The sequence below is a fragment of the Streptomyces sp. NPDC093546 genome (genome assembly GCF_044765045.1).
Lineage (GTDB): Bacteria > Actinomycetota > Actinomycetes > Streptomycetales > Streptomycetaceae > Streptomyces.
The window spans coordinates 349,065-362,462 of record NZ_JBIWJG010000007.1 but is presented as its reverse complement, the minus strand read 5'-3'; the positions used below and the strand labels follow the sequence as shown (position 1 = coordinate 362,462).

Below are 13,398 nucleotides of genomic sequence, written 5' to 3'. Positions count from 1 at the left end.
TGCTCCGGAATGATTGATTCGCTCGTATCCTTCCCATCCTTGATGCGAGTGGTTCACACAGGACGGGGGTCGCGTGACGTCACCGCAGCGGCGAGGGGCGGACCATCGGCCGTACTTTTTTCTGAGTTACGCGCACACGCCGAGGTACGGAGCCGGAGGCCCCGATCCCGACATGTGGGTGGAGCGGCTGTTCCGCGATCTGTGCGGCCATGTAATGGCCATGACCGATCTGCCGGCCGGGGCCGAAGCCGGATTCATGGACCGGGAGATACGCTCCGGAGAAGGCTGGTCGGAACGGCTGGGTGAGGTCCTGGCCAACTGCCGGGTCTTCGTCCCGCTCTTCTCACCGCGCTATTTCGCCAGCGAGATGTGCGGCAAGGAATGGTTCGCCTTCGCCCAGCGCGCCATCTACCACCAGGCGAAACACAACAGACCCGCCGACGCCATCGTCCCCGCCCTGTGGGTCCCCGTCCCCCCGGAACAGCTTCCCGGCCCCGCCGAACGGCTCCAGTTCAACCACCGCGCCTTCGGCGACCGCTACGTCACCGACGGACTGTACGGCCTGATCAAACTCCGCATATTCGCCGAGGAGTACGAAAGGGCCGTCTACGAACTGGCCAAACGGATCGTCTCCGTCGCCGACTCCACCGCCATCGGACCCGGCAGACCCGTCGACTACCGGCTCGCCCCCAGCGCCTTCGGCCAGCCCGGCGGCGGCCCCCGCCCCATCCAGGTCACCGTCGCCGCACCCACCCGCCACGACCTCCCCGAGGGCCGCGCCCCCGAGTACTACGGCGACCTGCCGCAGGACTGGAACCCGTACCACCCCGAATCCTCCCGGCCCCTCGCCTACGTCGCCCAGGACCTCGTCCGCGCGCTCAACTACCAGGCCACGGTCGCCTCCTTCGACCACGACACCGGCCCGCTGGACGCCAAGCAGCCCCCCACCCGGCCCGAGATACTCCTCGTCGACCGCTGGGCCCTCCAGGACGAGGACCGCCGCGAGCGGCTGGCCGCCTTCGACGCCGAACACCGGCCCTGGGTCAGCGTCGTCGTCCCCCGCAACCACATGGACTACCAGAGCCGCGCCGCCGACACCGAGCTCACCCAGAAGCTCGAGGCGACCATGCCCGTCAAGATGAGCCAGGGCCGTGCCGCCAGCCGCGCCGCCGCCCGCGGCGTACCGAGCATGGAGGCCTTCGGCCAGATCCTGCCCCAGGTGGTCGAGGCGGCCGCCCAGCAGTACCTGCGGCACGCCGCGGTCTACCCGCCGGCGGGCGGCCGCCACACCGAGCGGCCACGGCTGCGCGGCCCGATGGCGGGCGAGTTCGGCACCACGCACTTCATCCCCGAGACGCACGAGATCGCGCCCGATGCGGAGGACTTGGATGACCGCCAGTCGTGACGGACGCCGTGACGGACGCATCGTCACCTTCTACTCGTACAAGGGTGGTACGGGACGGACGATGGCCCTGGCCAACACGGCCTGGATCCTCGCCGCGAACGGCAAGCGGGTCCTGGCCGTCGACTGGGACCTGGAGGCGCCCGGCCTGCACCGCTTCTTCCACCCCTTCCTCGACCCGTCCACGCTCGGCGCCACCACCGGCGTCATCGACCTGATCACCGAGTACGCCTGGGCCGCCACCAGCCCCGTCCAGCGGCCCGACGACTGGCACCGCGACTACGCGCGCATCCAGCCGCACGCCGTCTCCCTCACCCCCGAGGCGCTCGGCTGGCAGTTCCCCGACGGCGGCACCCTCGACTTCGTCTCCGCCGGACGGCAGAACCGCGAGTACTCCGCCACCGTCTCCACCTTCGACTGGGACAACTTCTACGACCGCCTCGGCGGTGGGCACTTCTTCGACGCCCTGCGCGACGACATGAAGGCCGCCTACGACTACGTCCTCATCGACAGCCGCACCGGCCTCAGCGACATCGCCGACATCTGCACCGTCCACCTCCCGGACGCCCTGGTCGACTGCTTCACCCTGAGCGACCAGTCCATGGACGGCGCCGCCGCCGTCGCCCGCCAGATCGACGAGCGGTACGGCGGCCGCGGCATCCGGATCTTCCCCGTCCCCATGCGCATCGACGAGGGCGAGAAGGAGAAGGCCGACGCCGGCCGCGCCCTGGCCCGGCTGAAGTTCGACGGCTTCCCCAGCGGGCTCACCGGCGAGGAGCTCGCCTCCTACTGGGGCGCCGTCGAGATCCCGTACCGGCCCTACTACGCCTACGAGGAGACCCTCGCCACCTTCGGCGACGACGCGGGCATCGCCAACTCGCTGCTCTCCGCCTTCGAGCGGCTCACCGCCGTCATCACCGACGGCGAGGTCACCGCCATGCCGTCCGTCAACGACGAGGTGCGGCTGCGGATCCGGGACGCCTTCACCCGCCGCCGCCCCGCCCAGCCCGCCGACCTGTTCCTGTCGTACGTCGCCGAGAACCGCATGTGGGCCGACTGGATCGAGTCCGTCCTCACCCGGGCCGGCTTCCGCGTCGTCCCCCGCGACGTCTCCGCCGACCCCGCCGTCTCCGGCAGCGATCCCCTGGAGGCCGCCGAGAGCGCCGCCCGCACGGTGGTCCTGCTCTCCAGCGCCTACCTGAAGTCCTCCCGCGCCGTGCAGGTCTGGGAGCGGGCCGCCGCCGAAGACCCGGGCGGCGGGCGGCGCCAGCTGCTGCCGGTGCGCGTCGGCGACGTCCGGCTCACCGCCCCGTACATCGACAGGAACCCCGTGGACCTGTACCGGCTCGACGAGGTGGGCGCCACCGCCGCGCTGCTGCGCGCCCTGGACCGGCCCGTCAAGCTCAACGAAGGCGTGCCGCCCGGGCCGCGGTTCCCCGGCACCGTGCCGAAGATCTGGAACGCGCCGCCCCGCAACCCCGGCTTCACCGGCCGGTCGATGGTGCTGGAGCGGATGCGCGACCAGCTCGGCGGCGGGCTGGCCGTCGTCCTGCCGCAGCCGCAGACGCTGTACGGGCTCGGCGGCGTCGGCAAGACGCAGGTGGCGCTGGAGTACGTACACCGCTTCATGGCCGACTACGACCTGGTGTGGTGGGTCTCCGCCGAGCAGACGGACGACGTCATCGCCTCGCTGGCCGAGCTCGCCGTACGGCTCGGCGCGCAGGTCGGCGAGGACATGGCCTCCGCGTCCCAGGAGGCCATCGACCTGCTGCGGCGCGGGGTGCCCACCAACCGCTGGCTGCTCGTCTTCGACAACGCCGACGACCCCGACGCGCTGAAGCGCTTCTTCCCCACGGGCGGCCACATCCTGGTCACCTCCCGGAACCAGACGTGGTCGCAGTACGGGGACGCGCTGCCCGTCGACGTGTTCCTGCGCGAGGAGTCCATCGAGCACCTCCAGCGCCGCGCCAAGGGGCTGAGCGTCGAGGACGCCGACAAGGTGGCGACCGCCGTCGGCGACCTGCCGCTCGCCGTCGAACAGGCGGCCGCCTGGATCGCGGAGACCGCCACACCCGTCTCCGCCTACCTGGAGCAGCTGGACCAGGCCGCCGCCAGGACCCTGGCCCTCAACCAGCCGGCCGGCTACCCGGAGCCGGTCGCCGCCACCTGGAACGTCTCCATCGAACGGCTCCAGGAGCGCTCACCGGCCGCCGTGCGGCTGCTCCAGCTGTGCGCCTTCTTCGCGCCCGAGCCGATCCACGCCAACCTGCTGTACAGCAAGCAGATGATCGAGGCCCTCAAGCCGTACGACGCCTCGCTCCAGGAGAAGCTGGTGCTGGGGCGGGTGATCCGGGAGATCGGGCGGTTCGCCCTCGCCAAGGTCGACCAGGTCTCCAACTCCATCCAGGTGCACCGGCTGGTGCAGGCCGTCATCCGCGCGCAGCTCTCGGAGGAGGAGCAGAAGGAGGCCCGGCACGCCGTCCACCGGATCCTCGCCGGGGCGCGGCCCGACGACGACGAGCCGATCGACAACCCCGAGACCTGGCCCCGGTTCGCCACCATCTGGCCCCACCTCGGCCCGTCGGAGGCGCGCCTGTGCCGGGACCCCGAGACCCGGCGGCTCCTCATCGACCGGGTGCGCTACCTGTGGAAGCGCGGCGACTGGCAGACCGCGTGGTCGCTCGGCACCGAGCTGAGGGACGCCTGGCGCGAGATGCTGGGCAACGACGACCTCCAGTATCTCTACCTGCGCTTCCACCTGTCGAACATCCTGCGCTCGCAGGGCCGTTACGTGGAGGCCAGGGAGCTCGACGAGGTCACCCTGGAGCGGCAGCGGGAGGTCCTCGGCCCCTCGCACCCGCACACGTACATGACGACCAGCGGGCTTGCCATGGACCTGGGCACGCTGGGCGAGTACGGCAGAGCCATGGAGCTGGCGACCGAGGCGCACGAGGGCTTCAGCCAGATCTTCCACGAGGCGCACCCGAGGACGCTGGCCGCCGCCAACAACCTGGCGCTCAACCTGCGCATGGTCGGGCAGTACGCCCGGGCCCGGGAGATCGACCAGGAGGTCTTCGACCGCCGCACCGAGGTGCTGGGGCCCGAGCACCCGTACACCCTGTCGTCCGCCACCTCGCTCGCCCGCGACCTGCGGGAGGTCGGGCGGTACGAGGACTCGGTGACGCTGCTGAGCCGGACGTACCAGATCTACAAGGACACCCTCGGCCGGGCCTTCCCCGGCACGCTCGCGGCGGCCAAGTCGCTCGCCGTGTCGCTGCGGCGGGCCGGGCGCCTGGAGGACGCGCGGCGGCTCACCACCGCCACCCGGAACCGGTACCGCGCCAAGTACACCTCGGCCAACCCCGACTCCCTCGCCTGCGACCTCAACCTGGCGGCGGACCTGTACGCGGCCGGGGAGCCGGTCGCGGCGCGGGACCTCGCGCAGGAGGTCGTGGACCAGTACATGAAGGTGCCGGGGGAGCGGCACCCGTACACCCTCGCCGCGCTCAACAACCTCGGCATCTACCAGTGGGGCTGCGGGATGCCCGACACCGCCGAGCAGACCCTGCAGGCCACGCTGCGGGTGCTGCGGGAGGTGCTCGGCGACCGGCACCCGCACGTGCTGTTCTGCACGGTGAACCTCGCCAACGCCAAGGCGGACCTCGGCGAGCTGGAGGAGGCGCTGGGCATCGAGCGCCGCACGGTGGGCGCCCTGCGCGAGGTGCTGGGCGGCAACCACCCGGAGGTGCTGGCCGTGGCCTCCAACATGTCCGTGACGCTCGGCGCGCTGGGCCGCAAGGACGAGGCGGCGCACCTGCGCGCCGAGACCGCGGAGGAGCTGTCGCGCCAGCTCGGCGAGGACCACGCGCTGACGCGCCTGGCCCGCGACGAGCGCCGGGTCCACCGGGACCTGGAGCCGCTGGCGGTGTGACGCCGCCGGAGCCCCCGGCCACTCCCCTAGGCGAGCGGCCGGGCCGGGGGCTCCTCCAGGAGCCAGGTCAGCACGCGGGGCAGCGCGTGCAGCGCGTCGAAGTGCGCGGCCGACGGCTCCAGCACCGCCGTCGCGCCCGGGATGCGCTGGGCCAGCCAGCGCGAGTGGCCCACCGGCGAGAAGACGTCCTGCTCGCCGTGCCAGAGGAGCACCTCGCCCGGTATGTCCGCCGGGTCGAAGCCCCACGGGCTGCAGAAGGCCAGGGCGTCGTCGATCCAGCCGTACGCCGAGGTCCGCAGCGCCTCCTGGTAGTTGCGCAGCAGCATCGAGCGGACGCCCGCGTCGGAGACCACCATCCGGTCGGAGGCGGTCAGTTCGCGGCGCAGGTCGTCCAGGAGCCGGACCGGGTCCTTGCGGATTGCGTCGGCGCGGGGGGTGAGGCGGGCGGCGACGCCGTCGGGGTCGATGGTGGCGGCCGTGTACTCGATGACGTTCGACGCGGCCATGCCCTCGAACCAGTCGAGCCCGTCCGCGTCACGGGGCGCCAGCGTGACGAGCGCGGCGGTGCGCGTCACCCGCTCGGGTATGAGCGCCGCGCAGGCCAGCGCGTGCGGGGCGCCGCCGGAGCGGCCCACCACCGCGAACCGCTCCAGCTCCAGCGCGTCGGCGATGGCCGTGACGTCCTGGACCACGTCCGCCACGCTGCGGCCGGGCAGCCGGTCCGAACCGCCGTAGCCGGGGCGGTCGTACGCGATGAGCTGCATGCCGCGCTGGTAGAGCACCATGCCGCGGGGTGCCGGACCGAGTCTGCTGCCCGGTGTGCCGTGGAGCAGGAAGACAGGACGGCCCCGCGGGTCCCCGAGGCGCTCCACCATGAGATGCCGGCCGTCCGCCGTGCGTACGCGACGTCGCAAGCCCCCGCCTCCTCCGCTGGGTCACAGGTCTGATGATGACCCATCAGAGGGGGCGCGCGGGGGACGCATTGTCGCCTTACCGGCGTGGGAGCGCCGGGGGCGCATAGTGAAAATCGCGTGCGCGTCCCGAAGTCGACCTTGTGTGCTACCTGTTTGCGTCGGGATAGTGGACTCCCATCCTCCGTGTCAGGTCACCCCACTTGTCCTGGTACGGCCCCCCACAGGAGGTCGAAGTTGAAGCATCGACGCATACCCAAAAGGCGTGCGGCGCTGGCCGGCGGAGCCGCGGTGGCCCTGCTGGGCGCGGGCATCACGTTCCAGACGGCGAACGCCAGCGACGCGGAGGTGAGGCCGCTGTCGGTGACGGCGGCCGGAAACCTCGCCTCGACGCTCACCGAGCGGCTCGGCGGCGACGCGGCCGGCGCGTACTACGACGCGAAGTCCAGGACGCTCGTGGTCAACGTGGTCGACGAGGCCGCGGCCGACACCGTGCGCGAGGCGGGCGGTGAGGCGAGAGTCGTCGAGCACAGTCTGGCCGAGCTCACCGAGGCCGGGCGGACGCTGCGGGAGCGGGCGACCATACCGGGCACCTCCTGGGCCCTGGACCCGGTGACGAACAAGATGGTCGTCACGGCGGACGGGACCGTGAAGGGCGCGTCGTGGGAGAAGCTGAGCGGCGTGGTGCGGGGCCTGGGGTCGAAGGCCGAACTGAAGCGCACCTCGGGTGCGTTCCGGCCGTTCCTGCGGGGCGGTGACGCCATCCACAGCGGGGGCGGGCGCTGCTCGCTGGGCTTCAACGTGGTCAAGGACGGCCAGCCGCACTTCCTCACCGCGGGCCACTGCGGCGAGGCGGGCAGCCGCTGGTCGGCGACCGCGGGCGGTCCCGCGATCGGCACGATGGTCGACTCGCGCTTCCCGGGCGACGACTTCTCGCTGGTCAGGTACCACAGCATGGCCCCGGAGCCGAGCGAGGTGAACCTCTACAACGGCAGCGTGCAGAAGATCACCAAGGCGGGCGAGGCGACCGTCGGGATGAAGGTGACCCGCAGCGGCTCGACCACCCAGGTGCATTCCGGTGAGGTCACCGGCCTCAACGCCACGGTCAACTACGGCAACGGCCAGATCGTGCACGGCCTCATCCAGACCAACGTCTGCGCCGAGCCGGGCGACAGCGGCGGCTCGCTCTTCGCGGGCGACACCGCGATCGGGATGACCTCCGGCGGCAGCGGCAACTGCACGGCGGGCGGGACGACCTTCTTCCAGCCGGTGACGGAGGCGCTGGCGGCGTACGGCGCGCGGATCGGCTGACACGCATCGGCCGACCCGTTCGGCTGACACGGTCGCAAGGCCCGGGTCGTCTTGGTGGCGACCCGGGCCTTGTCATGCCGGCATGTTCTTCTCCCTGCGCACCGCCGACGCCACCAGCGTGATCACCGTGCCGATCAGCGCCCAGATGGCGAGCACCTGCGCCGGGCCGGAGACCGCGTTCCCCTTGAAGTACGCGATCGAGCGCGCCGCCCACGTACCGGCGCCCGGCGGCAGGCCGGGGCCGATCGCGCGCCAGAAGTCGGGGAGCATCGGGGCCGGGAAGGCGCCGCCCGCGCTCGGGTTTCCGGCGATCACGATGAGCAGGACCGCCAGGCCGATGCCGACGACGCCGGTGACCGCCTGGAGCGCGAGGGTGGCCGCGCCGACCGCGAAGACGACGAGGGCGCCCAGGCCCCACAGGCCCAGGATGCTGCCGGGCAGCGCGTCGAGCGCGGGCCCGACGATGAGCGCGCCGCCGAGGCCGCCGGCGATTCCGGAGAGCGCGAGGACGGCGAGGCGGATGATCGCGCGCTGGGGGTTCGAGGGGCGGGAGCCCGCGCTGATCGCGACGATCGACGCGCACAGGTAGCCGCCCACGCACCAGCCGACGACGAGGTAGAAGGCCGAGAGGCCGTTGAAGTCGCCGGGGGAGGCCGGGGCGACGTCGACGGTCCGGACGGCGCGCCGCTGGTTGTGTTCGACCTCGGTGGTGATCCGGGTCAGGGCGTTCGCGAGGGCGGCGCCCCCGCCGGAGGCGACCAGCAGGGTGTCGGTGGTGCCCTGCGGGTCGACGAGCAGGGCGCCGTCGATCTTCCGGTCCATGATCTGCCGGCGCGCCTCCGCCTCGTCGCGGAGCACCCGGGGGTCGAGCGGGTCCCCGGGCAGCCGGCCCAGGCGGTCGGCGGCCTGGGCGGCGGCGGGGCCGGGGGCCACCACGCCGAAGGGCACGTCCTGGGGTTTCGGATGGTGCAGGGCGCCCACGTAGGAGGCGATGAAGAGCAGCTGCAGGGCGAGGACGCCGACGACCAGCAGCGCGGCCCGCGGGGTGACGGCGTTCTTGACCTCGTCGGCGAACTTCATGCCCCCACGCTCCGGGGCGGTCCGCGTCTTCGCAGGTGGAGTGGGCTGAATGGCGGACCCGGCGGGGCGGAGGCGTGTGGTGGAGGCGTTCGGCGGAGGCGTTCGGAAAGCGTGTCGTACAGGCGTTCGAAATTGGTCTATGGTGGTGAGTGGGGGAGGTGAGAGCGGATCGATCCAGGAGGTGCGGGTGCCAGGCTTCACGCATCTGCACACCGTTTCGGGCTTCTCCCTGCGGTACGGGGCCTCCCACCCGGAGCGGCTCGCGGCGCGCGCCGCCGAGCGCGGCATGGACGCCGTCGCCCTGACCGACCGCGACACCGTCGCGGGCGCGGTCCGCTTCGCCCTGGCCTGCGCCAAGGAGGGCGTCCGCCCGCTGTTCGGCGTCGACCTCGCGATCGGCGCGCCCGTACGGGAGGAGGGCTCGCGCACCGAGCGGCGCCGCACCCCCGTGCGCGGCGGCGCCTTCGTCGACGAGTCCGCGCCCCGCGCGCTCTTCCTCGCCCGCTCCCGGGAGGGCTGGGCCACCGTGTGCCGGCTGATCACCGCCGCGCACGCCGCCGAAGGCCCCTCCCCGCTGCTGCCCTGGCAGGAGAACCACGGCGGCGACGTGACCGTCCTGCTCGGACCCGACTCCGAGGTCGGCCGCGCCCTCGCCGCCGGACGGCCCGACCGCGCCGCCCGCCTCCTCGCCCCCTGGCGCGAGACGTACGGCGACGCCCTGCGCCTGGAGGTCGTCCACCACGGCCGCACCGGCACCGGTCCCGGCTCGCTGCGGCACGCCGCCCGCACCCTCGGCCTCGCCGCCGAACAGGGCGTCCGCGCCGTACTGACCAACGCCGTGCGGTACGCCGACCCCGGCCTCGGCCCGGTCGCCGACGTCCTCGACGCGGCCCGCCGCCTGATGCCCATCGACCCGCGCAAGGGCCTCGACAGCGGGGAGCGCTGGCTCAAGGACCCGGCCGCGATGGCGGCCACCGCCGAGCGCGTCGCCGAGGCCGCCGGCTTCCGCCGCGACACCGCGCACCGGCTGCTCGCCCTCACCGAGGAGACCGCCGCCGCGTGCCTGGTCGACTCCGAGGACGACCTCGGCATGGGCAGTGTGCACTTCCCCGAGGCGCACCTCGTCGGCGCGGACCGGCGCACCGCCGAGCGGGTGCTGCGCTCGCGCTGCGCCGCCGGGATGGTGCTGCGCGGCCACGACCGGAAGCGCGCGTACTGGTCCCGCCTGGAGGACGAGCTGCGGACGATCGAGCGGCTCGGGTTCGCCACGTACTTCCTCACCGTCGCCCAGGTCGTCGAGGACACCCGGACCATGGGCATCCGGGTCGCCGCGCGCGGCTCCGGCGCCGGGTCGCTCGTCAACCACCTCCTCGGCATCGCCCACGCCGACCCCGTCGAACAGGGCCTGCTGATGGAGCGGTTCCTCTCCGTGCGGCGGCCCGCGCTGCCCGACATCGACATCGACGTGGAGTCCGCGCGCCGCCTGGAGGTCTACCGCGCGATCCTCGACCGCTTCGGCCCCGAGCGGGTCGCCGCCGTCGCCATGCCCGAGACGTACCGGGTGCGCCACGCCGTACGGGACGTGGGCGCCGCGCTGTCCATGGACCCGGCCGACATCGACCGGATCGCCAAGTCCTTCCCGCACATCCGCGCCCGCGACGCCCGCGCCGCGCTGGACGAGCTGCCCGAGCTGCGCGCGCTCGCGGGAGAGAAGGAGAAGTACGGCAGGCTGTGGGAGCTGGTCGAGGCGCTGGACGCGCTGCCGCGCGGCGTCGCCATGCACCCGTGCGGGGTGCTGCTCTCGGACGCCTCGCTGCTGCGGCGTACGCCGGTGGTGCCGACCAGCGGCGAGGGCTTCCCCATGTCCCAGTTCGACAAGGACGACGTGGAGGAGCTCGGCCTGCTCAAGCTCGACGTGCTCGGGGTGCGGATGCAGTCGGCGATGGCGCACGCGGTCGCCGAGGTCGAGCGGGCGAGCGGCGAGGTCGTCGACATCGACGACCCGGAGCAGGTGCGGCCCGGCGACCCCGCCACGTACGAGCTGATCAGGTCGGCCGAGACGCTCGGCTGTTTCCAGATCGAGTCGCCGGGCCAGCGCGACCTGGTCGGACGGCTCCAGCCGTCCACCTTCCACGACCTGGTCGTGGACATCTCCCTCTTCCGGCCCGGACCGGTCGCGGCCGACATGGTGCGGCCGTTCATCGAGGCCCGGCACGGCCGCGCGCCCGTCCGCTACCCGCACCCGGATCTGGAGGACGCGCTGAAGGAGACGTACGGAGTCGTCGTCTTCCACGAGCAGATCATCAAGATCCTCGACATCATGACCGGCTGCGGGCGGGAGGAGGCCGACGCGGTGCGGCGCGGGCTGTCCGACCCCGAGTCGCAGGGCCGCATCAAGGTCTGGTTCGAGCACCACGCGCGGGCGAAGGGGTACGCGGAGGGCGTGGTCGCCCGGACCTGGGAGATCGTCGAGGCCTTCGGTTCGTACGGCTTCTGCAAGGCGCACGCGGTGGCCTTCGCCGTACCGACGTATCAGTCGGCGTGGCTGAAGGCGCATTACCCGGCCGCCTTCTACGCCGGGTTGCTCACGCACGATCCCGGGATGTACCCCAAGCGGCTGCTGCTGGCGGACGCGAGGCGGCGCGGGGTGCCGGTGCTGCCGGTGGATGTGAACCGGTCGGCGGTCGCCCACCGGATCGAACTGGTGTCCGGTTCGCTGGGGAAGTGGGGCCTGCGGCTCGCCCTCGCGGACGTCCACGGGATGAGCGAGGCGGAGGCGGCGCGCATCGAGGCCGGGCAGCCGTACGCCTCGCTGCTCGACTTCTGGGAGCGGGCCAGGCCCAGCCGGCCCGTCGCCGAGCGGCTCGCCCAGGTCGGCGCGTTGGACGCCTTCGGCGGCAACCGCCGCGACCTGCTGCTGCACCTCTCCGAACTCCACCGCATGCAGCGGGGCTCCGGCTCGTACGGCGACCAGCTGCCGCTCGCCGGCGGCCGGAGGTCCGCGCCGATCGGGCTGCCGGACCTCACCGAAGAGGAGCGGCTCAGCGCCGAGCTGGGCGTGCTGTCCATGGACGCCTCGCGGAACCTGATGAGCGATCACCAGGCCTTCCTCGCCGAGCTCGGCGTCGTCTCCGCGCAGCGGCTGCGCACGGCCCCGCACGGGCAGACCGTGCTGGTCGCGGGCGCCAAGGCGGCCACCCAGACCCCGCCGATCCGGTCCGGCAAGCGCGTCATCTTCACCACGCTCGACGACGGGACCGGCCTGGTCGACCTCGCCTTCTTCGACGACAGCCACGAGCGGTGCGCGCACACCGTCTTCCACTCCTGGCTGCTGCTCGTACGCGGCGTGGTGCAGCGGCGCGGCCCGCGCAGCCTCAGCGTGGTCGGCTCCGCCGCCTGGAACCTCGCCGAACTGGTGGAGCTGCGGCGCGAGGGCGGCCTGGACGCGGTCGCGGCACGGCTGGCCGAGCCGGCGCCGGGCGGCGCCCCGCCGCCGTCCTCCGACAGCGGGCGGCGCATCACGATGCCGACGGGCTACGAGATGAACCCCTGGGCCGACCTGCGCCCGGCGGGCGAGGGGACGGCGAAGGTCCCGAAGAAGCTGTGGCACCAGAGTCAGGGGAGCGCGGGATGATCCTCTACGTACGATTCCGGCTGGAGCCCACTCTTGAAAGCGGAGGGGCCGAGGCGCTGCTTCCGCAACTGGTCGGCATGCTAGGCCAGTTCACGCCCGTCGTCGAGGCGGCCCCGCCCGACGCCGCCCTCGCGGACGTGCGCGGGGCCGTACGGTACTTCGGGCGCGGCCCCGCCGAACTGGCCGCCGTGATCCGCGTCCGGGCGCTCGCCCTGTACGGCGTCGAGTGCGCCATCGGGGCCGGGCCGAACCCCATGCTCGCGCGCATGGCGGCGCGCGACGCGGCACCCGGGACGACGCTGGTGGTGGAGGACGCCGAGGCGTTCCTGCGGGACAAGCCGGTCGCCGCGCTGTACGGCGTCGGCCCCGCCACCGCGCGCACGCTCTGCGCGTACGGGCTCGACTCCATCGGGCGCGTGGCCGCCGCGCCGCTCGCCGTGCTCCAGCGGATCGTCGGCGCGCGGGCCGGACGCGAACTGTGGGAGCGGGCGCGGGGCGTCGACCGCACGGCCGTCGTCCCGAACGCCGCCTCCCGCTCCGTCGCCGCTGAACGGCCCTTCGACCGCGACGAGCTGGACCAGGAGCGGCACCGGCGCGCCCTGCTGTCGCTCGCCGGGGAGCTGGGCGCGCGGATGCGGGGCGAGGGGCAGGTGTGCCGCTCGCTGACGCTGACCGTGCGGTACGCCGACCGGACCGCGACCACGCGGACGCGGACGCTGCGCGAACCGAGCGCCCACTCGGCGGACCTGGCCGCCACCGCGTACGCGATGCACGAGGCGCTCGGGCTGCAGCGGGCGCGGGTGCGGGCCGTGGGGCTGCGCGCGGAGGGGCTGGTGCCCGCCGAACACGCCGCGCACCAGCTGTCGTTCGACGCGGCGGACGAGAAGGCGCGGCGGCTGGAGGCGGTGGCGGACAAGGCGCGGGCGCGGTTCGGGCCGGGCATCATCGGGCCGGGCTCGCTGGCGGCGTAGGGCGCTGGGGCGAGCGGGGCGGCGTACGGCCGACGCGGCGCCGGCGCGCCTCCTGCCGTCCCGTCGCGCGCGGGTGGGGTCGACGCGGTAACTCCGCTTCTTTTTTACCGACGCGTAACTTCCCAGCCTCCGCTACCCGCACGTAACTTGGCATGAAC

Annotated in this window: 7 protein-coding genes; 5 read left to right on the top strand and 2 right to left on the bottom strand. The window is 73.2% G+C overall.

Annotated features, from left to right (window positions below; genetic code table 11):
• The first annotated feature begins 73 nt into the window (after positions 1–73).
• Both fsxC and fxsT read left to right on the top strand, forming a co-directional pair.
• Positions 74–1,405: an FxsC protein gene (gene fsxC / locus ACIRNI_RS18800; RefSeq protein WP_355357069.1), complete on the top strand. Its 1,332-nt coding sequence runs from the start codon at positions 74–76 to the stop codon at positions 1,403–1,405.
• On the top strand, positions 1,389–5,333 hold the full coding sequence (gene fxsT, locus ACIRNI_RS18795; protein ID WP_403552485.1) for an FxSxx-COOH system tetratricopeptide repeat protein: 3,945 nt from the start codon (positions 1,389–1,391) through the stop codon (positions 5,331–5,333). The genes fsxC and fxsT overlap by 17 nt, the downstream gene beginning before the upstream one ends.
• A 26-nt stretch (positions 5,334–5,359) precedes the next feature.
• Here the strand turns inward: fxsT and ACIRNI_RS18790 are convergent, their stop codons facing one another.
• The gene (locus ACIRNI_RS18790) at positions 5,360–6,247 is read right to left on the bottom strand and encodes an alpha/beta fold hydrolase (protein ID WP_403552484.1); all 888 of its coding nucleotides are present in this window, start codon (positions 6,245–6,247) and stop codon (positions 5,360–5,362) included.
• A gap of 234 nt (positions 6,248–6,481) precedes the next feature.
• Between ACIRNI_RS18790 and ACIRNI_RS18785 the strand changes: the two genes are divergently transcribed.
• On the top strand, positions 6,482–7,555 hold the full coding sequence (locus ACIRNI_RS18785) for a S1 family peptidase (RefSeq protein WP_403552483.1): 1,074 nt from the start codon (positions 6,482–6,484) through the stop codon (positions 7,553–7,555).
• Between the two features lie 72 nt (positions 7,556–7,627).
• On the opposite strand, the gene ACIRNI_RS18780 is transcribed toward ACIRNI_RS18785, so the two are convergent.
• On the bottom strand, positions 7,628–8,635 hold the full coding sequence (locus ACIRNI_RS18780) for a DUF3533 domain-containing protein (RefSeq protein ID WP_403552482.1): 1,008 nt from the start codon (positions 8,633–8,635) through the stop codon (positions 7,628–7,630).
• 187 nt (positions 8,636–8,822) lie between these two features.
• Here ACIRNI_RS18780 and ACIRNI_RS18775 point away from each other — a divergent pair, with 187 nt between their 5' ends.
• Positions 8,823–12,269: a DNA polymerase III subunit alpha gene (locus ACIRNI_RS18775; protein WP_403552481.1), complete on the top strand. Its 3,447-nt coding sequence runs from the start codon at positions 8,823–8,825 to the stop codon at positions 12,267–12,269.
• A complete protein-coding gene (locus ACIRNI_RS18770; protein WP_403552480.1) occupies positions 12,266–13,240 on the top strand; it encodes a DNA polymerase thumb domain-containing protein in 975 nt (324 codons plus the stop codon). Before ACIRNI_RS18775 ends, ACIRNI_RS18770 begins: the two co-directional genes overlap by 4 nt.
• Positions 13,241–13,398: the final 158 nt, after the last annotated feature.

Bases quoted from the DNA above. Each gene is read 5' to 3' on its own strand.
- fxsT (WP_403552485.1), top strand. From the start codon at position 1,389: ATGACCGCCAGTCGTGACGGACGCCGTGACGGACGCATCGTCACCTTC.
- ACIRNI_RS18780 (WP_403552482.1), bottom strand. From the start codon at position 8,635: ATGAAGTTCGCCGACGAGGTCAAGAACGCCGTCACCCCGCGGGCCGCG.
- ACIRNI_RS18770 (WP_403552480.1), top strand. From the start codon at position 12,266: ATGATCCTCTACGTACGATTCCGGCTGGAGCCCACTCTTGAAAGCGGA.